Raw genomic sequence first — 22,326 nt, 5'->3', positions numbered from 1 at the left:
TAGCATAAACCCGAAGGGTGGGGAGAAAAGACTTCAGTCAATGAATATGAAAATCGCTGTTTGTGCTATTGATGGCGTGTTTTCCTGACGACGGTGATGATGGCAGATGGCAGGCCCCTCAACCCCCTGTCTGCCGGAGCAGGTTCACCTGCTCGTCTCGAATCAGCAAGCAGTTCAATGGCAAGATTCCGTGTGTCTTACATCCCTCTTACGCGACAAGTCGCGGCCGGCAATCAGCGGCGGCGGGGGAACACGGCCATCATTCGTCCGCGCGGGAAGAACTTCAAGCCGGGCGTGCAGCAGATCATTTCCAGGAGGGAAATGATTATCTGGTCAGGGAGGACCAGGGGTAAAGCCCGTCTTGCAAAAGGCGGGCTTTACTTTCTTTGAAAAGGGGCAAATTCCCGGGGATCCTCGAAGGAGGCGGACACGCCGATACCCGGCGACGACAAAAAAAAGCTGGGAGAACGGGCAATCCGTTCTCCCAGCGATAAAAAAACGATCAACTCCGAACCGTCCGGATTAGTACATATCGTCATCCATTCCGCCGCCGGCCGGCATGGCCGGGGCTTTTTTCTTTTCCGGTTTTTCCGCGATCATGGCTTCGGTGGTCAGCATTAATCCAACCACCGAGGCGGCGTTCTGAAGAGCCGAACGGACGACCTTGGTGGGATCAATCACCCCGGCAGCGATGAGGTTTTCGTACTCCTCGGTAGCGGCATTAAAACCGAAATCGTTTTTTCCCTCTTTGACCCGGTTGATGACCACGCTTCCGTCATAACCGGCATTGCCGACAATCTGCCGCAGAGGCTCTTCCAGCGCTCTTTTCAAAATTTTGATGCCGTGCTTTTCCTCTCCCTTCACGGCCACTTTGTCGAGGGCCGCAATGCAGCGGACCAGGGCCACGCCGCCGCCGGGAACGATGCCTTCCTCCACGGCCGCGCGGGTGGCATTCAGGGCGTCCTCTACCCGGGCTTTTTTCTCCTTCATTTCGGTTTCGGTAGCGGCGCCCACATGCAGTACGGCCACGCCCCCGACCAGCTTGGCCAGCCGCTCCTGAAGTTTTTCCCGATCGTAATCGGAGGTGGTTTCTTCGATCTGCGCGCGGATCTGTTTGATGCGGGTTTCCACATCTTTCTTCTTCCCGGCGCCGTCAATAACGGTGGTGTTGTCCTTGTCGATTTTCACGGTTTTGCACTGGCCCAGCTGGTCAAAGGTGATATTTTCCAGCTTCGTTCCCGTGTCTTCGGAAATCACCTGTCCGCCGGTAAGAACGGCAATATCTTCCAGCATGGCCCTGCGACGATCTCCGAAACCGGGAGCTTTAACGGCCGCTACACGCAGGGTGCCCCGGAGCTTGTTAATAATCAGTGTCGCCAGGGCTTCTCCCTCCACATCCTCGGCGATGATCAGCAGGGGCTTGCCGCTCTGGGCGATTTTTTCCAGAACCGGCAGAAACTCCTTCATGGCGGATATCTTTTTCTCGTGGATTAAAATCAGGGGGTCTTTTAATTCCACCAGCATCTTGCTGGTATTGGTCACGAAGTAGGGGGACAGGTAGCCGCGGTCAAACTGCATGCCTTCAACCGTTTCCAGAGTCGTTTCCATGCTTTTGGCCTCTTCAACGGTAATCACCCCTTCCTTGCCCACGGTTTCCATGGCTTCGGAAATAATTTCACCGACGGAATCGTCGTTATTGGCCGAAATGCTGCCCACCTGGGCGATTTCCTTTTTGTTTGAAATCGGCTTGGAGATGGACTTGAGGTGGTCGATAACCGCGGCGACTCCCTTGTCGATGCCGCGTTTGATGGGCATGGGGTTAATACCGGCGGTTACCAGTTTCTGGCCTTCAATATAAATGGATTGCGCCAGCACCGTCGCGGTCGTGGTTCCGTCCCCGGCCACGTCACTGGTCTTGCTGGCGACTTCACGGACCATCTGGGCGCCCATATTTTCAAATTTGCCCTCAATATCGATTTCCTTGGCAACGGTCACGCCGTCCTTGGTCACCACCGGAGAGCCGAAGGATTTTTCCAGCACGACATTGTTGCCTTTCGGGCCCAGGGTCACCTTGACGGCATTGGCGAGCTGATTGACACCATTTAGCATATGCTGCCGGGCGGCAGCGCCGTAACAGATCATTTTTGCGCTCATGACTGAAGCCTCCTTAATTTTATTCGACGATTCCGAGAATGTCGTCTTCTTTCATAAACAGATGTTCCACCCCATTAATCTTGATTTCGGTTCCCGCGTATTTTGAGAATAAAATTTTATCCCCCTCCTTTACGTCCAGCGGCATCCGTTTCCCGCTGTCGTCCACTCTGCCGGGGCCGACGGCAACGACCTTGCCTTGAAAGGGCTTCTCCTTGGCGGTATCGGGAATGATAATCCCTCCCTTTGTTTTGGTTTCTTCCTCCGTGCGGATTACCAGGATTCTGTCGTTTAAAGGTCTTATTTTCATTTCTGAAACTCCCCTCCTTATGATGTTGAATTAAATAATTATTTTTCGATATCCTCAATATGCTAAAATAATAAAAAAATAGGCCTATTGGCACAAATGTCAAGCCCGGCCGGAAAGTTTTTTCGGGGATGGAAGGAGAGGATATGATGAACGGCGGTTCAGGGACCATAAAAAAGGCGCCTTTTTTTGCAAAAGGCGCCTTGATTTTTTCAGTTGGTTCGGTATTCGGCTTACACGACGGTTACATTCACGGCGGCAGGACCTTTTGCGCCCTGCTCGATGTCGAACGTAACATGGTCGCCTTCGTTGAGAGACCGGAAGCCGCTTGAATTGATCGAGCTGTGATGAACGAACACATCCGGTCCGTCTTCCTGCTCGATGAAGCCAAAGCCTTTACTGTCATTAAACCACTTCACAACACCCTTGTGCATCAGTGACACCCTCCTTTCATTAATGTTTTTGGTTCCAGAACTTTAGGGTCCCACTTTGCGACAAAGGGATGCTACCTGCAGAACGAAACCAGCCCGTCAATCTATAACAAAGCTGATATTATCTCTATGATAACCGCTTTGAAAATGCAAGAAAAATTTGCAGGCGGCCCTGAAAATTGCCGCTGGGCTTGATACCGGGGGAGGGCACTGCCATCAACCCTTCAAACGCGGGTTCAGACGGTGTATTTTCGCCGGATTCGAATGGCTTTTTCAAGCGACGCCGTATTCTTTCAGCTTTTTCAGCAGGGTCTTGCGGGTAATGCCCAGGCGCCGGGCGGCTTCACTCCGGTTGCCTTCGGTGGCGGCCAGGGTACCCAAGATAGCCTTTTTTTCCACTTCAGACAGGGGCAGCGGCGGTATCGTTTCCAGAAAATCGCCGGCATGATCGTCCGGCTCCACGCGGGAAGCGATCAGGGGAAAATCCTGGAGAGACAGATAGTCCGTCCGTGACAGCACCGCCGCCCGCTCAATGGTGTTCATCAGTTCCCTGACGTTGCCGGGCCAGGCGTATTTCAACAGGGCATCCATGGTATCGGGTGTAAAGCCATGAATCGTTTTTTTGTTTTTTGCGGCAAACACCTGTAAAAAATGATGGGCCAGTTCCGGAATATCCTCCTTTCGTTCCCGTAGCGGCGGTATGTCCAGTTTGACCACGTTCAGGCGGAAAAAGAGGTCCTGCCGGAAGGTATTCCTGCTGACCATCTCGGCCAGATCCTTGTTGGTTGAAGCGATAATGCGGACATCCACGGCGATGGTCTGTTCACTGCCCACCGGCGTCACTTCCCGTTCCTGAAGGACCCGCAGCAGTTTTGCCTGCATGGTCATCGGCATCTCACTGATCTCGTCCAGGAGAATGCTGCCGTTGTGGGCCTGAACAAACTGGCCTTTTTTCTTCCTGTCGGCACCGGTAAAAGCGCCCTTTTCATGTCCGAACAGTTCGGACTCCAGAAGCGTTTCGGTAATCGCGGCGCAATTGATTTTGACGAAAGGAAACTCCTTCCGGGGACTGTTGTAATGAATGGCACCGGCAATCAGTTCCTTGCCGGTTCCGGACTCACCGGCCAGGAGAATGTTGGCGTCCGATGGCGCCGCCTGCTCGACGGTTTCCAGCAACCGCACCATGGCCGGACTGTTGCCGACGATATTTTCACGGGAAAAACGGCGGCCCAGTTTTTCCTTCAGGTCCCTGTTTTCTTCCTTGAGATACAGGCTTTCGATGATACGGGCCACGGTCCGCTTCAGTTTTTCAAAATCCAGCGGTTTGGTCAGGTAGTCATAGGCCCCTTTTTTAAGTGTCTCCACGGCGGTTTCCACGGAGGAATAAGCCGTCATGATGACGACGGGAATGGACGGGTTGTGCTGTTTTATTTTTTCCAGGGCCTCCGCCCCGGACATGTTGACCATTTTCAGATCCATCAGCACCACGTCAAAACTTCTTTCCCGGACCATGTCCACCGCCCGCGATCCGTCATCCGCCTCCGCCAGATCATATCCCCAGCCGCTCATCAGGGTACGCAGCATGGAGCGGTGCCCGGCGTCGTCATCGACAATAAGAATGGTATTTCGTGTTTTCATCATTTCCTCAACAGGGGACGCGCAGGTGAATCGTTGTTCCCTGGCCCAGGCGGCTTGAGACCGATATGGTTCCGCCGAGCGTTTCAATCAGTTTGTAGACAATGGCCAGCCCCAGCCCGGTCCCGGTGTTCCGGGTCGTAAAATAGGGATCGAATATCTGTTCCATATCCGTATCCGGTATTCCCCGGCCGTTGTCCGTCACGTCAATGGCCACGAAATTTTCATCCTCCGTGTCGGCCACCGTAACGGTCAGCAGGCCGCCGGCTTCCATGGCTTCGATGGCGTTTAAGTACAGGTTCAGCAGAACCTGGTTCATTCTGTCCTGATCGGTCCGAATGGTTTTCCTGCCGGTCTGAATCAACGTCCGGCATTCAATCCGCTTGTTCTTCAGATCCTGTTCAACCAGGCGCAACGAGTGAGATATCAGGCTCTCCGGAGAAACGTCGGCCAGATCGACGGCGATCGGGCGGGCGAATTCCAGCAGCTGGGTGACCGCCCGGTTGAGCCGCTCCACCTCGTAAATCATGATGTCGGCCGTTTTGGTCACCTCCTCTTTGCCGTTGAATTTTTCCTTGAAATAGGTGGCAAACCCCTTGATGGAACTCAACGGATTTCTGATCTCATGTGCCACGCCGGCCGCCAATTTGCCGATGGCCGCCAGGCGCCGGCTGCGTTCGATCTCTTTTTCCAATCGCCTGACCTCAGTCAGGTCCTTGAACAGCATCAGATAACCTGTAATCACGCCGCTGTCGTCTTTCACTGGTGAAGCGCCGACATCAAACACCCGCTTCAACCCTTCCGGTCCCGGGCTCTCCACTTCGGCGGAAATATTTTCCCGGGAGGCGACCACTCGTGCCGCCAGATCCCGGACGGCTGGAAACATGGACTCCACGTTCTGGCCGACAACGTTATCGGGGACGGCGGAAAACATTTCCGCGGCCCGCCGATTGCAGGAGGTAACCGTCCCGGCGGCGTTAATCGTCACCAGCCCGGCAGGCATGTTGGTGACCACCTCGTCGGAAAAGGCTTTCATCCTGACCAGAGACAGTTGCGCCGAACGATAGGCCTGAAAGGCCAGGAGGCTGACCATCCCGGCGCATCCGATCAAAAACAGCCCCCCGCCGAGCAGGATTGACCGCCGGACATGATCTTTTCTGGCGGCATCCACCCGCTCCATGCCGAATCCGGCAAAAATGAACTGCTCCACATCGGGGCATCCCGGACTGCGGCAGATGCAGAAATGCAGGCTGCACCAGCTGTCCGGCAGGGATTTGGGCTCCAGGGGCGGCAGCCGGTCCACCATTTTCCTCAGATTTTCCCTGGAAAGTCTCGGCCGGACAGGTGTGAACCGCTTATACACTTCAAAAATACGTTTACTGTCATCATCCATGATCTCATGGTATTTCACCTGGGACGGATTTTCCTTGCCGGGTAATTCCGGCATCTGCCCGTAGACCTCGCCAACCCGGGCAGGATCACTGTGAGCAAGGATTTTCCCCTGGCGGTCGGTAACCATTATGTACTCAATATCGGATTGGAGCGTTGTCTCAGTAAGCAATTGCTGAATTTTTTCCGCCTCCCAGCTCATGATCATGATGCCGGTTCTGGCTCCGGCCTCAAACGAGCGAATCAGCGCCTCTCCCCTGCCGGTAAAATGTTCGGTAACCCGCTGGTTAAGGGATTTGATATTATCTATCGTGATAAAGATGAAAATCGGAACCAGGACCAGAAAGATCCCAAGAATTAAAAAAGGCGATATTCCCAGCAAGGCCTGGGCAAGGGTGAGTTTTCTTTGCATAAACGCCGGCATGGCTTTTTTTATTTCTTTTAATAACAACTAAGGTAACCCTCTTTTGCAAAAATGATGCCTTATCATTAATATACAGGCTTTAAAGGATTTACGTCCTGAAAAATAAAATCATGCCTTGCCACGTCCTTGTTGCGTTTCTCAAACAACCGCTGTTCTCGTATAAATAAGGAAATAAGTCTTGGGAGCCACTCATTTTAAAGGATAGAGACAATATTTATGGATATTTTATATCCATCTGGGCAGTGCTTGTGTATAAAAAATATCCATTCAATGGTACACCATAATGGAATCGTTTTTGATAAACAATATAAAACTTCAATAAAACAAAATGTTATAAAAATTTTTAGGCATGGCACGCCGGTTGCATTTACAAATAGCAACTGATGATAAACCAACAACCCTCTAACCACCTTGTTTAGGAGCTGACTGATGCAATTATCCCGTATCAATAAAATCTCTCTGATAACGCTTCTCCTCATTGTCACAGCCAGTTCCTCGGCCTTTGCCTGGGGAATGGGGGCCGATTGCCCCTGTCCCCAGGCATTTGCCTGTGGAATCGGCAGCGGTTGTCCCTGCGGCGAAAATCCCGCTCGCTGGGATGCACGTGATGACCTGACCAGCGACCAAAAGGACCAGCTGGCTGCTCTTAATCAGAAATTTATCGACGACACAGCGGAAACCCGGATCGCACTGAACACGGCTTACAAAAACCTTGCCGTTCTGATGAGGACATCGGACCCGGACAGAAAAAGTATTCAGTCCGTGCTGAAAGAAATATCGGCGTTAAGTGCCACACTCATGGAAAAACAGGTCGATTATCAACTGGAAGCCAGAAAAATCGCACCGGATGCGGGTACCGGAAACATGTTCCGGCGCTGCCCGAAAAACGACAAGCCGGGCTGTATGCGGGATTCCCGCAAAGTCGCCCCCGGTACCGGTTGCCCTAACAAAATAAGCAACAATTAAAGTTCCTCCCGGCTGTGTTCCTCTCCCCTTCCCCCTCCTTCCCCCTTAAATGAGGAACACAGCCACCCCCCCTTTTACCGGTTACTCTCCTTTGTCAAAATGGGAAAATCGCATGGAAAACGTTCCCCTTCCCTGGGTGGCGGATCGCAGCGACGTGGAATAACCGAACATCCGGGCAAGCGGAGCGATGACTTTCAGTTCCTGGTATTCCGCTTTGGCGACAATGGCTTCAATCTTGCCGCCCCGGGAGTTGATATCCCCGATAACATCGCCCAGGAATCCATCCGGCACATAGACATCAACGGCCATAACAGGGCCCAGAAGGAAAGGGGACCCTTTAAAAAGGGCGTCCTTGCAGGCCATCGAACCGGCCACCGTAAATGCCAGGGGCGTACTCACGCCTTCCCGCACGGCGCCGCCGGTCAGCACGGCCGTTACATCAAGTACCGGATACCCCATGAAGGGCCCGCTGGCGAACGATTCCATGACCCCCTGCTCGATCGCCGGGATGAACTCCGGCGACAGCGCGCCGGGCGCGAGATTTACCAGAAAACGATTTCCCTCCCGCCTCGACGCGGGGATCAGTTTCAAGGTTACTTCGGCAAAATGGTGCTGGCCGGCTATATCCCGATCAAATACGGACGTTGCCGTCGATTCCCTGGCGATGGTTTCACGGTAAACCACCTGGGGCTTACCGACGTTCACCATGGTGTTGAACTCCCGGCGCATTCGGCTGATGATGATATCCAGGTGAAGTTCTCCCATGCCGGACAGAATTCTCTGCCCCGTATCCTGATCGGTGGCGACCTTTAAGGTAGGGTCTTCGGCCGCGAATTTTTCAAGCACTTCATCCAGTTTTTCCTGATCGGCATGCGTCTTCGGCTCAACGGCGATGGACATGACCGGCTCGTCAAACTCCATCTTTTCCAGAAGCACGGGCCTGTCAGCCCGGCAAAGCGTCTCGCCGGTGGAGGATTCCTTCAGTCCCATAACCGCGACGATTCCTCCGGGACCGGCATCTTCCACCCGCTCCCGCTTGTTGGCGTGCATCTGTAGAATGCGGGAAATTTTTTCTTTTTTCCCCCGGAGAGGATTATAAACCTCATCACCGGTTTTTATCCGTCCGCTGTAAATCCGGACATAGGAAAGCCGTCTCCCCTCCATCATGGACACCTTGAAAATCAACGCTGCCAGTGAGGCCGATGCCTTGGGTTCACAACGGACTTTTTCACCGGTCTGCGGATTGATCCCTTCAATCGCCGGCACATCGGTGGGACTGGGCAGAAACTGGGAAATGGCGTCCAGCAATGGCTGTATTCCCTTATTTTTCAAGGCGCTTCCGCATAAGACCGGAACCAGTTCCAGCGTAATGGCGGCCCTGCGGATGGCAGCCAGAATCCTCGCCTTTTCCACCGGTTCTCCGGCCACATAGGCATTCATGATCGTTTCATCCACATCCGCCAGCGCTTCGATCATTTTCTCCCGCCAGGTTTCGGCGGTCGGCAGAACCTCACCGGGAATATCAACGGCTTCAAATTTCGCGCCCAGGCTGTCATCATCCCAGGCGACGGCCTTCATTTCCACCAGATCGATGATTCCCGAAAAGGCGTCTTCTTTGCCCATGGGAAGTTGAATGACAAGAGGGGTGGCATGCAGCTTTTCCTTCATCATGTCGACGGTACCGAAAAAATTGGCGCCGGCCCGATCCATTTTGTTGATAAAAGCGATTTTGGGCACATGATATTTGTCCGCCTGACGCCAGACCTTTTCCGACTGCGGTTCCACGCCGCCGACGGCGCAGAAAACGCCTACGGCTCCGTCCAGGACACGCAGGGATCGCTCCACTTCGATGGTGAAATCCACGTGGCCGGGGGTGTCGATCAGTTGGATTTCCGAATGCTTCCAGCGGCAGGTCGTGACGGCCGAGGTAATGGTAATGCCCCGCTGCTGTTCGTCAGGCATCCAGTCCATGACGGCTTCACCATCGTGAACCTCTCCCATTTTATGGGAACGACCGGTGTAATACAGAATACGTTCGGTGACCGTGGTCTTCCCGGCATCGATGTGCGCGATGATTCCGATGTTTCGCAGGTTTTCTATTTTTGTCGGTTGCGTCATTTGATCATCCGCATATTGGCGCTGAAGGGCTGGCGCAGGTCGATGTGGCCGGCCATCGTATTGACTTCGTTGCCTTCTATAAGAATTTTTACCTTCTTGACCTGATCCACATTTAATATCAGTGAATTCACGATTGAATAAATCGCCAGCAGTTCCGATTCCGACCCCCCGGGAAGCTTGTCCCGGATAGAAGCGGAGAAGTCCACATAGGCTGTGCTGTCCTCGGTCAGGTATATCGCCCGGCAGACCGTCCCTTCCGGCATTGTTCGCACCAGATTTTTATCGACCGGACCGGCAATAAGGGCGTCAATAATGTTTTTTGAGAACGTCGCCGGGTCCGCAGCACCGTTAATCACTTGTTTTTCCGCCACCAGCAGCGTGTCCGCGGAAAGACCGAAATAAAGGTATACGTCGATTTTACCGTGCCTGTTCTTTTCCCTCGCCGGCCTGCTTGCCGGCAAAGTCGGCTTACCGGGAACAACCATCATTAACCCGTAAACGGCAATGCCCGTTAGAAGCGAACACACCACGGCATAAACTATCAGTTTGGTTTTATCCATAAAACACCAGCGTCCCTAATGCCGTAAGGAAAAAAAATATACACACATGTAAGCCATGACAGCGTTGATGTCAAGCGGTGATATAGAAGGGGGATTCGCGGCGGCGAAAAACGGATGGTTTGCGAAAAGCAAAACCACGCGGGATTTGACAGGTCAATCAAATGGCCAACGCGCCGATAAACCGTCTCATCCGGATCAGGCGATGCAAACTTTCCGGACCATCAGCAAATCCGTATGGCCGGCAATGACCTTCTCAATACCGTCCTGAAGCAGGGTTTTCATCCCTTCTTGCATGGACAGCTTTCTTAACTCTTCAACCGGCTTTAGATCGATTATCGCCCGTTTCATGGTATCCGAACCCACCAGCAGCTCATGAAGCCCCATCCGGCCTCTGTAGCCGGTGTTGTTGCAGGCGTTGCATCCGGAGGGCTTGTACAGGACAAAGTCGTCGTTGTAGGGAGTTCCGCAGCGGCTGTTGAATTCCTCCGGCCCGCCATAGGCATGGACCAGATCATCGTACTCCTTCTGGGTGGGATGAAACTTTTTTTTGCAGTCCTTGCAGAGCGTGCGGACCAGACGTTGCGCCAGGATGCACAGCAACGCATCCGCGAAATTATAGGGGTCCATCCCCATGTCCAGAAGACGGGTAATACTTTCCGGGGCGCTGTTGGTGTGCAGAGTGGAGAACACCAGGTGACCGGTCAAAGACGCCTCGATGCCGATGTGGGTGGTCTCCTTGTCGCGCATTTCACCGACCATGATGACGTCCGGGTCGGCGCGGAGAAAGGCGCGCATGGCCGCGGCAAAGTCGAACCCGATCTTGGGCTGAACCTGAACCTGTCGCAGCCCCACCTGGGTGATTTCAACCGGATCTTCCGCAGTCCAGATCTTGGTGTCCACTTTGTTGATTTTTTTCAGGGCCGAATGCAGGGTGGTGGTTTTACCGGAGCCGGTGGGGCCGCAGACAAAGACAATGCCATAGGGCTTGTGAATGCACTCGAGAAATTTCTTCAGGTTCTGCTCGGAAAAGCCCATTTTTTCAATTGGTATCGGTTCACCGGCGGCCAGGATACGCATGACCACGTCTTCCACCCCTCCCTGGGTCGGCACGGTGGCAACGCGCAATTCTATATCCAGTCCCCCGTATTTCTTAAAGGCGATTTTTCCGTCCTGGGGTTTTCGTCTTTCGGCGATATCCAGGTTCGACATAATTTTTAGGCGGGAGACAACCGCCGCTTTGTAATTATATGGAATGGTCTGGTAAAGGGTGCAGGCGCCGTCGATGCGGATTCGGACCTCGGTATTCTTTTTGCCCGGGTAGGGCTCGATATGAATATCAGAGGCGTTCCGGTTGTAGGCGTCAATGATGATTTTGTTGACCAGCTGCACGATGGCGCTGCTTTCCTCGTCAACCGAGCCCTCGGCCTCCATGACCTCATTGTCTTCGGCCTGCATCTGGGACAGGATCTGATCGATGGAGGCGGTTTCGGTTTCGTCGGTGGTGAACAGTTCGATAAAATCAAAAATATCTTCTTTGAAGGAAACGCAGAAACGAAGGGTGCGGCCGGAAAACAGTGCCCGGATTTCATTGACTCGCTGGGTATCATAGGGATCGTCTATGGCTATCTGAATGACGCCGTCGGTGGTGGATCCCAGGGGCACCCAGACGTTTTTTTTCATAAAAGGGACTTTCAGCCCGGCCAGTAAGTGCCCTGGAATGGGGATCTGATTGTCATAAGGGCGAAAGGGGCAGTCATAGTATTTGGCCAGAGATTCACCGATGGCATTTTTCGGGACGTTATATTCCTTGACCATCACCTCTTCGATGGTTTTGCCCTGCTCCCTGGCCATAACGGCGGCTTCTTTTACCTCTTTCTGGGTCAGGATATGATTTTCCAGCAGGTGATCGAACTTGCCCCGGCCTTTTTTGGCGGCCTGCATTTTTTTCTGGTTGTACAGACCGATTCCCATGGTTTCGGCCAGTTCCCGGAGGCTTTTTTCCTCCTCTTCGGTGAACTTTTTCTTGTTTTTATGATTGATGAGCTGAATCGCCCCGATCAGCATCTTTTTAAAAATAATCGGGGCCACCAGCATCTGTTTGGAGGTAAAGCCGGTGCGCTTATCCCAGCGGTCGTCGTAGTTCAAGGCGGCGTCGACCTTGGCCAGTTCCCGTTTATCATATACATCGGCGATATTGACTATCGTCTGCTTGAAAGCGGCATAGCCGGCAATGCTGGTCGGGGCGAGGGGAACCCGGATTTCCTCGATTTCATTGCCCGTTTTGAAGCGAGAAACCAGTTCGCGCTTGACGCCATCCACGAAATAAATGGTAATGCGTTCGGCGTCAAACAGACCGAGGATATCATCCTTCAGATCAATCAGGATTTCGTCCAGGTTGGAGGCGGAAAATATTTTTTTGTTCAGATCCTGGACTTTCTGGCGATATTCCTCGCCGGAATCAGTGCCTTTAGCCGGGGATAAGATTGAAGCCATGTTGGAAATCCTTAACTTACGAAATTACGGATTGATAACCCGTTTATTGGCTTTTTGAAAAATAGTTTCTTATTTTCCTTATACCGCCGCCGATCAGTAGAACCGCCATGACATAAACGCAAATACGGATGAACATCTCGGTAGAGGGCTGCCCCGCAATGGTTTTCATTTCCGAATCCAGCAGGTTCGCCCTGATCACCACGCCGATTCCCGCCATTACAAGCAGCAGGCCCCAGACCAGCTGGGTTGTTGATTTTGTCGCTCCCATGAGATTGAAACGCCTTGAATTATTTTATTATACGGAAATGTCCACTTCTGTCAAGTCCGTTCACAACACCTCCGGGGCTCGCATTCCAGAGGAGATTATCATGGCCTGTTTTTTAAAGCCGCATGAGCCGCGGCCAGGCGGGCCACCGGCACGCGGAACGGCGAACAGGACACATAGTCAAGCCCCAGTTCATGGCACAGGGCGATGGATTCCGGATCACCGCCGTGCTCGCCGCAGATGCCGCACTCCAGGTCGGGGCGGTTCCCGCGTCCCTTGGTGACGGCGATACGCATCAGTTCACCGACGCCGTCCCGGTCAAGGGTGGCAAAGGGATTTTCCGGCAGAATATCCTGGTTCAGATAGCTCATCAGGAAACCGGACTCGGCGTCATCCCGGGAAATGCCGAAAGTGGTCTGGGTCAGATCATTGGTACCGAAAGAGAAAAATTCCGCATAAACGGCGATCTGGTCGGCGGTCATGGCCGCCCGCGGGACCTCGATCATGGTCCCGAATTTGTAATCGATGGTGATGCTCTGCTCGGCCATGACTTTTTTAGCCGTGGCCTCCAGTACCTCCAGCTGGCGTTTGAGTTCATTGGCATGGGTGGTCAGGGGGATCATGATCTTGGGCAGCACCTTAATGCCTTCACGGGTGACCTCGCAGGCGGCTTCGAAAAGGGCCTGGACCTGCATGCCGGTCAATTCCGGAATCTGGATGCCCAGGCGGACGCCGCGCAGCCCCAGCATGGGGTTCTGCTCGCGCAACTGCTCGGCCCGGGTCCGGATTCGCTCCTTGAGGCGGATCTGCTGCAACAGGTTATCGATCTCGGCCATGGTGGTGGCGTGGTTGACGCGCAGTTTCAGGTCGGCCAGTTCATTGATCAGTCCCAGCAGATCGGGCATGAACTCGTGCAGGGGCGGATCGATCAGACGGATGATGACCGGCAGCCCGTCCATGGCCCGGAACAGGCCGGCGAAGTCTTCCCGCTGGAAGGGGAGCAGTGCGGCCAGGGCCTCCCGGCGGTCATAGGGCAGTGTGGCCATGATCATTTTCTGGATATGGGGCAGACGCTCGCTCTCAAAAAACATATGTTCCGTCCGGCACAGACCGATGCCCTCGGCGCCATACTCCCTGGCCCGCCGGGCATCCGCCGGATAATCGGCATTGGCCATGACGCCCAGGGTACGGATCCGGTCGGCCCAGCCCAGCAACCGGATCAGCCAGGGGTCGTTGATGTCGGGCACCATGGTCTTGATCTGGCCGACGAAAATCTCACCGGTGTTGCCGTCCAGGGAAAGCCAGTCACCCTCCTGGATGGTCAGTTCGCCCACGGCCATGCGCCGCTTGACCAGGTCGATCTGCAGCGCCGCCACGCCGACCACGGCCGGCTTGCCGAACTGGCGGGCCACCAGGGCGGCATGGCTGGTTCGGCCGCCGCGGCTGGTGATGATGCCGTTGGCCGCCAGCATGCCGTGCACGTCATCCGGTTTGGTTTCCGGGCGAACCAGCAGCACCTGCCGGCCCTGTTCTTTGGCCCAGGCCTCGGCCAGGTCCGCTTCAAACACCACCTTGCCCACGGCCGCTCCGGGCGAAACGTTCAATCCCCGGGCCAGCACTTTGCCTCCGCCCCGGGCCTCGGCCACGGCCTTGTTGTCAAACTGAGGATGAAGAAAGAAATCAATCTGGCCGGGAGAAACTCTGGAAACCGCTTCCTCGCGGGAGATGAGCCCCTCCTCCACCATGTCCACGGCGATCCGCACGGCCGCCTGGGCCGTTCGTTTCCCGTCCCGGGTCTGAAGCATCCATAGTTTCCCCTGCTCAATGGTAAACTCCATGTCCTGCATGTCGCGGTAGTGATTTTCCAGAACAGCGGCGATCTGCTGCAGTTGCTTGTAATCTTCCGGCATCTCCACGGCCAGCTGGTCGATACTTTTGGTCATGCGGATGCCGGCCACCACGTCTTCGCCCTGGGCATTGATCAGATAATCGCCTTCCAGCCCGGGTACCCCGGTGGCGCCGTTGCGGGTCATGGCCACGCCGGTGGCGCTGCTGTCCCCCATGTTGCCAAAGACCATGGTAACGATACTGACGGCCGTGCCCAGATCATGGGAAATGCCGGCCGCATTTCGGTAATCAACCGCCCGCTTGCCGTTCCAGCTTTTGAAAACCGCCTCGGTGGCCATCATGAGCTGCTCCACCGGATCCTGGGGAAAGTCGATCTGGGTATGGCTGTGAAAAATGGTCTTAAAATGACTGGTCAGGGCATGCCAGTGATCGGCCGTCAGTTCGGCGTCAGTCGTCAGGCCGGCTCTTCGCTTGGCCTGGTCGATAGCCGATTCAAAGGCTTCATCCGGAATCCCCATGACCACGGAACCGAACATCTGGATCAGGCGGCGATAAGCGTCATAAACAAAACGGGGATCCCGGGTAAGTTGAATCATGCCCTGGGCGGTCTCGTCATTGAGACCGATGTTGAGCACGGTATCCATCATGCCGGGCATGGAAAACTTGGCGCCCGACCGGCAGGAAACCAGCAGCGGTTTTTCACTGTCGCCGAACGTTTTACCGGTAAGCTTCTCGATGTCCATCAGCGCCTGGAGTTCCTGGTCCCACATGCCGTCCGGAAAAACGCCGCCGCCGGCCAGGTAAGCATTGCAGGCTTCGGTGGTGACCGTAAAACCCGGCGGAACGGGAACCCCGATGCGCTGCATGTCCGCCAGATTGGCGCCTTTGCCGCCGAAGAGTGCCCGCACCGAGTCCCAGTCGTTATTGACATTGGCCATGACCTGATCCAATTCGCTGAAAAGATAAACCCACTTTTTTGTTTTCATATGGCTTCCTTATGTTTTTGTGATAAGGGACAAATAGAAAAAAGAACGGCCAACCGCGTGGTTACGGGAAAAGAAGTATAGGCAACAGCATAGGTTATGTCAATATTCAGATTTTTTATATGCCAACCGCCGCTTGACTTTTGATTTATTATCGCTTAGGATAATTAACATTAACGTTAGCGTTAAGGTAGTGGCTGAACGCGCTCGTCAATTAATTTGTCTGCAAATATGGACGCAAAATAAAGGAAACCGCCGATGAGTCAGGCTGACTTGAATTTTACCGAAAAAACAGCTCTTTCCGAACATGACGCGAAAAACATACTGAAACGATACGGCGTTCCTGTCGTTCCGGAAACCGTCGCGACTGAAACCGACCAGGCGGTTGCCGCGGCCGAAGCCTTCGGATTTCCGGTGGTGGTCAAGGGCCTGGGCGCCACTCTGATGCACAAGACTGAGGCCGGCATCGTACACCTCAATCTCGGCGACGGGACCGCCGTTCGAGACGCCTGCCGCCGGATTGTCGACGCTGCCGGATCGGCGCTGGAAGGGTTTCTGGTTCAGCCTCACGTTCAGGGGAAACGGGAATTCGTGGCCGGGCTGTTTCACGACCGGGTTTTCGGGCCGGTGGTCATGTTCGGCCTGGGCGGGATTTTCACCGAAGCCCTGGCCGATATCACCTTCCGCGTGGCGCCGCTAACCGAAATTGACGCCGGGGAAATGATCGACGAAATCAGAGCCACCCGACTGCTGGGGGCATTCCGGGGAGACGCCCCGGCTGACCGGCGTCAACTGATCGACACCCTGATGGGGCTGTCGGAAATCGGACAAAAGGAGCCGGACATCGCGGAAGTCGACATCAATCCCTTGATCATCACCCCTGAAGGAAAAATCTGCGCCGTAGACGCCCTGATCGTCAAGGGCGGTCGCGGCCAGGAACGCCCTGTCACGCCGCCGGTCGACCCGAAGGCTCTGGGAAAACTGTTTTATCCCCGTTCCATCGCCTTTGTCGGCGCCTCCGGCCAGATGGGCAAGTGGGGGCACCTGCTCTTCACCAATACCGTGGCCAACGGATACGAAGGCGAAATATACCTCGTCAATCCGACCAAAGACATAATCGCGGGCCGGAAAACCTACAAATCCGTCAACGACATCCCCGGCCCGGTGGACCTGGCGGTGGTGACCGTTCCGGCCGCCGGCGTCAGCGACCTGATTCCCGACCTGGCGAAAAAAGGTATCAGAAGCATGCTGCTGATCACCTCCGGGTTTGCCGAAGTCGGACCCGAGGGGAAAGCCCTGGAAAAAAACGTCATGGAAAAAGCCCGGGAAGCCGGCATCCTGGTCATCGGTCCCAACACCATGGGCATCATCAATCCCCACATCCGGCTCTATTGCACCGGTTCCCTGGTCTGGCCCGATCCCGGCGGCATCGCCGTGGTGGCCCAGTCCGGCAACATGGGCGGTCAGCTGCTCCATTTCGCCGAACAGCAGGGTATCGAAATCCGGGCCTTCTGCGGGTCGGGCAACGAGGGCATGGTGACCATCGAGGACTATCTGGAAGGGTTTGAAATCGACGACGTCACGAAAATCGTCATGCTCTATATCGAAAGCGTCAAGAACGGCCAGCGGTTTCTGGAAAGCGCCCGGCGCCTGTCCCGGCGGAAACCCATTGTCATGTTAAAGGGGGGACAGACCGAGGCCGGCAGCCGGGCCGCGGCCAGCCATACCGGCGCCATGACGTCGGACGCCCGCGTTTTTGAGGCGGTCTGCCGGCAGACCGGCATCATCAAGGTGGACCGGACCATGGATATGCTCGATCTTTCAGCCGCGTTTTCCTCCCTGCCCCTGCCCAAAGGCAAACGGGTGGCCATCATGACCCTGGGCGGCGGCTGGGGGGTGGTGGCCTCGGACCTGTGCGCCTCCTTCAATCTGGAAGTGCCGCAGCTTTCGCCGGAGTTGATCGAAACCATCAACGGCATCCTGCCGCCCTACTGGAGTCATGCCAACCCGGTCGATCTGGTCGGTGAGCGGGATAACTCCTTTCCGGTGCGGGTGATCGAAGAACTGATCCGCTGGGACGGCTGCGACATGGTCTTGAATCTCGGTATTCTGGGCCGGAAGCACAGCGTCAAGCGGCTGATCAAAAACGTCGTCATTGATCCGAACTACACCGTGGGGTTCGGCCAGCAAGTGTTAAAGGCCATGTATGAATTTGAAGAAAGCTACATCGCCCACATCGTCAAGCTGATGGAAACTTACGAAAAGCCGGTCATCGGGGTCAACATCGTCACCGACGAGACCGAAGACAAGACCTTATATAAGGTGGACGGCGCCCGTTACAAAGGCGTTTTCTTCCCCACTCCGGAGCGGGCCGTCAAATCCCTGGCCAAGATGTATGATTACAGCCGGTTTCTGCTGCGCGAGCAGCGACGGTAATCCGGATCAGGACCGTAGAATCAGCCCGGCCGGTAACGACTCGCCATAGGTCAGCGTCTGTTCCTGCTGTTCCACCGCTTTTACCTCGGTGATCCGGGAGGCCCATTCTCCGGCCAGATTCTTTTCGTTCAGCCATGACAGAAGCTGTTCCACCAGGCCTGCGTCCACATCCCGGGTACGGTCACCGGTTTTGCGGGCCAGGCGGCAAACGGCCGCGGCCGCGGCTTCGGGCCGGGGCCAGTCCACGCCGATGATGGCGTCGATCCATTCCGCTGCCTCGGCCGGCGGCACCACCCGGTCGGCGGACCCGTAAAGCATGTCCCGGGCGCCCAGGCGGGAAACCGCCCAGAGGTACTGGGGCTTGCAGTTCTTTTTCGCGATCCGGGTCAGCAGGGCCCGGCCGCAGGTGATCTTGTCCTTGACCAGCAGCCGCTCCATATTGGCCAGGGCCATCCATATTTCCACCTGCTCCTGCTCGGACAGCTTGATCCCCTGGCCTTTTCCGGGCAGAATCAGCGAAGAGACATCCTGAAAAAATTGCCGTTGCTGACCGGGCTTCAGCCCGCAAGCAATGCGGCGCAGGAAGATCCACCATTCCACCCGGACCTGGGCGTTGTTGGCAAAACAGATCCCCTGGTTGTAGATTTTCCAGAAGGCGGTGACGCGCTGGGCGTCAAACCCGTCGCCGATGCCGGGCCGGGCGGCGAACCCGGCCAGGTTCAGCCAGCGGGTTTCATGGTCGGCGGAGATCCGCCGGCACTCCCGGATATCGATCAGCCGATCGGCCATGGCCCTCAGGAAGGACACCGGCCATTTTTCCCGGGAAGTTTTCGTCAGGTCGGTCAGGGCGTGAACCAGACCGGTCAACTTCTTCTTTTCCGCCGGTCCGGCTTTCTTTTCAGACAGCACCTCACTTACCACCGACAGGGCGGATTCCACCAGATTGGCGTCCATCACCTGGCCGGCGTCGGGAATATCCATGGCCGCCGCTGCCTGCCGGAGCTGAAACTGCAACTGCCAGCGGTGGGAGCTGGCCAGAGAGCGGCACCACAGCACCAGGGTGCCGATTTCCGTGTATTCAATCTCAATGTGAACCGGGATGTTCCGGGCGGCGCCTTTTTCGCCGAACTGGATGATCGTCTCCACCGGCGGCAGCGGCACGACCGAATCATCGACGGCAATGATATCGCCGTGGCGGTCCCCGGAGCGGAAGCTGGAGCTGTACAGATCAAACCGCACCCGGCGGTTGGCGATGACATCAAAGGTCCGGTCAGCCAGTTCGACGCGGGTGTTTTCCTCCAGGCCCCTTTCCACCACGCAGATGGCGGACGCAGGCCGATCCGCCGTTTCCTCGCCGGTGGCGATGCCCAGGTAAACGGAGCGGGGGCTGCCGCTGCCCACCTTCACGCCCTGGCCGGACTTGACCAGGCCATAATAGGCCGCGCCAAGGGAAACCGCGGCGTCGTGGTCGGGGTTGATCAGCGCCCGCGGCCGATCCGCGTCGCCCAGGCCGTAGTATTGCCGCAGGGCTTCCCGGATCCGCTCCTGGACCGGCATTGGCTTGAGGGCTCCGCCGTTGAACAGGACGATGTCCGGCACGGGCGGCCGGGACATCCGCGACTCGGTTTCGGCGGCGTTGCGGGACAGAAACCGCATCAGGTGGGCGGTCACGGCCGGATCGCTTTCATAGGCCAGGCCAAAGGCCGACCGGACCTTGGTCCCCGGATTGGCCGCCACCCGGCCTTCGTCCACCAGCGGAAAAAACTGCTCCAGCACCGTTTCCCGGACCTCGGCCCGGTCCAGAACGGAAGAGATCGTGCCGGCGATGAGGCTGCCACCCTGGCCCATGAGGGTGATCCGTTCCCGTTCGGAGCGTTCCTCCAGGATGTTTTCCTTGGCCTGGCGGCACTGGTGGCAGAGGGTTTTGAGCCGGTCCGCGTCAAGCGGTTTCTTGAGCTTTGCTTCGACCCGGCGGGCCAGGGCCAGGTCGATGTTGTCCCCGCCCAGGATAAGGTGATCGCCTACGGCAATGCGCTCAAAACGGGGGCTGCCGTGCTCGTCGCTCAAGGTGATCAGGGTAAAGTCCGTGGTGCCGCCGCCCACGTCGCAGACCAGGATCAGTTCGTCCGGGCTGACCTTTTCGCTCCAGTCGTTTTCGTGGACGGCCAGCCAGCTGTAAAAGGCGGCCAGGGGCTCTTCCAGCAGAATGATGTTTTTCAGGCTGGCCAGGGAGGCTGCCGCCAGGGTCCGGTCCCGGGCCACCTCGTCAAACGACGCCGGCACGGTCACCACCACCAGCTGGTTCTCCAGGTACTCCTCCTCTTCCTCGCCCCGGGACAGGTTCCAGGCCTGGCGCATGTGGTCCAGGTAGGCGGCCGACGCCTCCACCGGTGAGACCTTGCGCACGGAGGCCGGCGAACCCCAGGGCAGGATGGCGGCGTTCCGGTCGACGCTGTTTTCGCACAGCCAGCTTTTGGCCGAAGAAACCAGTCGGGCCGGAATGTTGGCCCCGAAATCCCGGGCGAAGATGCCGGAAAAATTTTTAGTGGGCATGCGCCAGGGATGGGTGATGGCCGCTTCGGCGATTTCGTGTTCGCCGGGGATATATAAAAATGACGGCAGCACCGGCCGGCGGGAAAACTCGCCGCTGCCGGTGAGCTGCGGCACTTCAAACCGTTTGATGGCGGGCTTCTTTCCGTCGGCGGCGTCCAGTCGCGCGTACGACACCGCCGAGTTGGTCGTGCCCAGGTCAATTCCGATAACGAATCGGGCATCCGGAGGCAACATTTGAAAACCTTTCCAGTTTACAAGCAGTTATGAACGCGGACGGCTTTTGCCCGGTTTTTGTGGCCTAATGGTAGGGACGAAAGCCGGGGATGTCAACACGGGGGTATATATTAATAATGAATCATAGAAGCATAAGGCCGCATTCGGGAAGGAGTGTTTTGTTCGCTCCCCAAAATGCCCGCAGGTCGCTCACAAAAACCCCTTTCCCGAATACGGCGAGTTTAAATGCCACAAGCTTAGAGGCTGTCAGTTTTAATGAATAAGATTGCTTGCCAATTGTAATCATATACGTTACAGTAAAAACATGATCAAAAAATTTCGGGATAACTGGTTACGGGACTTTTTTACCGAAGACGTTTCGTCTAAAAAAATACCCGCCGATATCCGCGACCGATTATTCAGAAAACTGCAACTGCTGGACGATGCGGCCAGCGAAGCGGACTTGAAGAGTCCGCCCGGCAACCATTTTGAACTGCTATCCGGCCACTTGAAGGGCAAATATTCCATTCGCGTAAACAATCAATGGCGAATCGTTTTTTCCTGGGACGATAGCCGCGGAGAAGCCGACGGCGTATATCTGGATAATCACGCATACAGATAAGAGGTGTAAAATGATTGCGACCAAACGACGACCGGTCAGTGTCGGTGAAATGATAACCGAGGAATTTCTGTTGCCGTTGGGTATTACGCAGGGGCAGTTGGCTTCCGCCATGAATGTCAGCCGGCGGACGGTTAACGAACTTTGCACGGGCAAACGGTCCATCACCGTTGACACGGCGTTGATGCTGGCTAGGGTATTCGGTACGACGCCGGACTTCTGGCTCAATCTGCAGCAGCGGAATGACCTGTGGGCCGCCCTGCATTCGCCCAAACGAATGGAAAAGATTGGACGGGCCCGGCCGATCCATGAAGCCTCCGCATAATAGGCTTTCTCCCAAAATGCCCGCAGGTCGCTCACAAAAACCCCTTTCCCGAATGCGGCCAGTTTGATATTCGACAGGTGATACCGTACACTATTTGGACCAACTACAGAGGGCTCCTTTACCATCTAAAAGAGACAGGAAGGCTTATAGCCATCTATATTGTGTAATATTACGGAGCTATTTTGCCCGAGGTTCCAAAATGGACTCGAAGTAGTTCTGGGGTTATCCGCTATTCGGTGGGTTTCAGCTAACTGAAAAGTAGTACCAGGGCTGCCGGGCTTTGCCAAAAGTGTGATTGTGAGCGCCTTTGAGCCTTTTGGGAAATAGCCGGGTGGCGTCAGCCGCGAAAAGCGTTTCTCGCTGTCCGAGGGTGGTGGCAGGTCTTTCAGATTATCCAGCGCAGCCCGAGTTCGAGAAACGCCGCGGATGATGCCAGCCGGCCCCAAAAGGGTCACGGCGCGAACAAACATGCTTTTGGCAAAACCGCATGCTATATTCTTCCCCATCACTTTTTGTTAGTCAATCCGCCGGGCTTGAGCAACAAATGCCTGCGTCCATCAAAAACTTGTTACGCGAAGACGATTCTGATAAGACAAAAATCGAGGAAGGC

At 55.6% G+C, this 22,326-nt stretch carries 15 protein-coding genes; 4 read left to right on the top strand and 11 right to left on the bottom strand.

Annotated elements, in window-relative coordinates:
- Window positions 1-522: 522 nt before the first annotated feature.
- From groL to AB1724_12415, 5 genes are all read right to left on the bottom strand, one after another.
- The gene (gene groL / locus AB1724_12435; GenBank protein MEW6078615.1) at window positions 523-2,154 is read right to left on the bottom strand and encodes a chaperonin GroEL; all 1,632 of its coding nucleotides are present in this window, start codon (window positions 2,152-2,154) and stop codon (window positions 523-525) included.
- 19 nt (window positions 2,155-2,173) lie between these two features.
- On the bottom strand, window positions 2,174-2,461 hold the full coding sequence (gene groES, locus AB1724_12430) for a co-chaperone GroES (GenBank protein ID MEW6078614.1): 288 nt from the start codon (window positions 2,459-2,461) through the stop codon (window positions 2,174-2,176).
- Between the two features lie 230 nt (window positions 2,462-2,691).
- Window positions 2,692-2,892: a cold shock domain-containing protein gene (locus AB1724_12425; protein ID MEW6078613.1), complete on the bottom strand. Its 201-nt coding sequence runs from the start codon at window positions 2,890-2,892 to the stop codon at window positions 2,692-2,694.
- Window positions 2,893-3,162: 270 nt separating this feature from the next.
- Window positions 3,163-4,527 carry a sigma-54 dependent transcriptional regulator gene (locus AB1724_12420; GenBank protein ID MEW6078612.1) on the bottom strand — a complete coding sequence of 455 codons (1,365 nt, stop codon included), beginning with the start codon at window positions 4,525-4,527 and terminating at the stop codon, window positions 3,163-3,165.
- A gap of 7 nt (window positions 4,528-4,534) precedes the next feature.
- A complete protein-coding gene (locus tag AB1724_12415; GenBank protein ID MEW6078611.1) occupies window positions 4,535-6,325 on the bottom strand; it encodes an ATP-binding protein in 1,791 nt (596 codons plus the stop codon).
- A gap of 441 nt (window positions 6,326-6,766) precedes the next feature.
- On the opposite strand from AB1724_12415, the gene AB1724_12410 reads away from it, so the two are divergent.
- Entirely contained in the window at window positions 6,767-7,303 is a 537-nt protein-coding gene (locus AB1724_12410; GenBank protein ID MEW6078610.1) for a periplasmic heavy metal sensor, read from the top strand.
- Window positions 7,304-7,384: 81 nt separating this feature from the next.
- Here AB1724_12410 and fusA read toward each other — a convergent pair whose 3' ends face one another.
- From fusA to ppdK, 5 genes are all read right to left on the bottom strand, one after another.
- Window positions 7,385-9,421 carry an elongation factor G gene (fusA, locus tag AB1724_12405; GenBank protein MEW6078609.1) on the bottom strand — a complete coding sequence of 679 codons (2,037 nt, stop codon included), beginning with the start codon at window positions 9,419-9,421 and terminating at the stop codon, window positions 7,385-7,387.
- Window positions 9,418-9,981 carry a GerMN domain-containing protein gene (locus tag AB1724_12400; GenBank protein ID MEW6078608.1) on the bottom strand — a complete coding sequence of 188 codons (564 nt, stop codon included), beginning with the start codon at window positions 9,979-9,981 and terminating at the stop codon, window positions 9,418-9,420. The genes fusA and AB1724_12400 overlap by 4 nt, the downstream gene beginning before the upstream one ends.
- A 195-nt stretch (window positions 9,982-10,176) precedes the next feature.
- On the bottom strand, window positions 10,177-12,474 hold the full coding sequence (locus AB1724_12395) for a GspE/PulE family protein (GenBank protein ID MEW6078607.1): 2,298 nt from the start codon (window positions 12,472-12,474) through the stop codon (window positions 10,177-10,179).
- Window positions 12,475-12,517: 43 nt separating this feature from the next.
- Entirely contained in the window at window positions 12,518-12,742 is a 225-nt protein-coding gene (locus AB1724_12390; GenBank protein MEW6078606.1) for a hypothetical protein, read from the bottom strand.
- Window positions 12,743-12,840: 98 nt separating this feature from the next.
- The gene (gene ppdK / locus AB1724_12385; GenBank protein ID MEW6078605.1) at window positions 12,841-15,573 is read right to left on the bottom strand and encodes a pyruvate, phosphate dikinase; all 2,733 of its coding nucleotides are present in this window, start codon (window positions 15,571-15,573) and stop codon (window positions 12,841-12,843) included.
- 255 nt (window positions 15,574-15,828) lie between these two features.
- Here ppdK and AB1724_12380 point away from each other — a divergent pair, with 255 nt between their 5' ends.
- Window positions 15,829-18,006 (top strand): acetate--CoA ligase family protein, encoded by a 2,178-nt coding sequence (locus tag AB1724_12380; protein MEW6078604.1) that lies wholly within the window; start codon window positions 15,829-15,831, stop codon window positions 18,004-18,006.
- 6 nt (window positions 18,007-18,012) lie between these two features.
- Here AB1724_12380 and AB1724_12375 read toward each other — a convergent pair whose 3' ends face one another.
- Complete coding sequence (locus tag AB1724_12375; GenBank protein MEW6078603.1) at window positions 18,013-20,793, bottom strand: Hsp70 family protein; 2,781 nt, start codon at window positions 20,791-20,793, stop codon at window positions 18,013-18,015.
- Window positions 20,794-21,097: 304 nt separating this feature from the next.
- Here AB1724_12375 and AB1724_12370 point away from each other — a divergent pair, with 304 nt between their 5' ends.
- Window positions 21,098-21,394, top strand: coding sequence for a type II toxin-antitoxin system RelE/ParE family toxin (locus tag AB1724_12370; GenBank protein MEW6078602.1), 297 nt, complete (start codon window positions 21,098-21,100; stop codon window positions 21,392-21,394).
- A gap of 10 nt (window positions 21,395-21,404) precedes the next feature.
- Window positions 21,405-21,716, top strand: coding sequence for a HigA family addiction module antitoxin (locus AB1724_12365; protein MEW6078601.1), 312 nt, complete (start codon window positions 21,405-21,407; stop codon window positions 21,714-21,716).
- Window positions 21,717-22,326 lie beyond the last annotated feature (610 nt).

This window comes from Thermodesulfobacteriota bacterium (assembly GCA_040753795.1).
Lineage (GTDB): Bacteria > Desulfobacterota > Desulfobacteria > Desulfobacterales > Desulfosudaceae > JBFMDX01.
Note: the sequence above shows the minus strand (reverse complement) of the source record. Positions and strands in the feature narration are given on the sequence as shown.

What these genes read in the sequence shown, in the direction of transcription:
- groL (MEW6078615.1), bottom strand. Translation starts at nt 2,154, where the DNA reads ATGAGCGCAAAAATGATCTGTTACGGCGCTGCCGCCCGGCAGCATATG.
- groES (MEW6078614.1), bottom strand. Translation starts at nt 2,461, where the DNA reads ATGAAAATAAGACCTTTAAACGACAGAATCCTGGTAATCCGCACGGAG.
- AB1724_12425 (MEW6078613.1), bottom strand. Translation starts at nt 2,892, where the DNA reads ATGCACAAGGGTGTTGTGAAGTGGTTTAATGACAGTAAAGGCTTTGGC.
- AB1724_12420 (MEW6078612.1), bottom strand. Translation starts at nt 4,527, where the DNA reads ATGAAAACACGAAATACCATTCTTATTGTCGATGACGACGCCGGGCAC.
- AB1724_12415 (MEW6078611.1), bottom strand. Translation starts at nt 6,325, where the DNA reads ATGCAAAGAAAACTCACCCTTGCCCAGGCCTTGCTGGGAATATCGCCT.
- AB1724_12410 (MEW6078610.1), top strand. Translation starts at nt 6,767, where the DNA reads ATGCAATTATCCCGTATCAATAAAATCTCTCTGATAACGCTTCTCCTC.
- fusA (MEW6078609.1), bottom strand. Translation starts at nt 9,421, where the DNA reads ATGACGCAACCGACAAAAATAGAAAACCTGCGAAACATCGGAATCATC.
- AB1724_12400 (MEW6078608.1), bottom strand. Translation starts at nt 9,981, where the DNA reads ATGGATAAAACCAAACTGATAGTTTATGCCGTGGTGTGTTCGCTTCTA.
- AB1724_12395 (MEW6078607.1), bottom strand. Translation starts at nt 12,474, where the DNA reads ATGGCTTCAATCTTATCCCCGGCTAAAGGCACTGATTCCGGCGAGGAA.
- AB1724_12390 (MEW6078606.1), bottom strand. Translation starts at nt 12,742, where the DNA reads ATGGGAGCGACAAAATCAACAACCCAGCTGGTCTGGGGCCTGCTGCTT.
- ppdK (MEW6078605.1), bottom strand. Translation starts at nt 15,573, where the DNA reads ATGAAAACAAAAAAGTGGGTTTATCTTTTCAGCGAATTGGATCAGGTC.
- AB1724_12380 (MEW6078604.1), top strand. Translation starts at nt 15,829, where the DNA reads ATGAGTCAGGCTGACTTGAATTTTACCGAAAAAACAGCTCTTTCCGAA.
- AB1724_12375 (MEW6078603.1), bottom strand. Translation starts at nt 20,793, where the DNA reads ATGTTGCCTCCGGATGCCCGATTCGTTATCGGAATTGACCTGGGCACG.
- AB1724_12370 (MEW6078602.1), top strand. Translation starts at nt 21,098, where the DNA reads ATGATCAAAAAATTTCGGGATAACTGGTTACGGGACTTTTTTACCGAA.
- AB1724_12365 (MEW6078601.1), top strand. Translation starts at nt 21,405, where the DNA reads ATGATTGCGACCAAACGACGACCGGTCAGTGTCGGTGAAATGATAACC.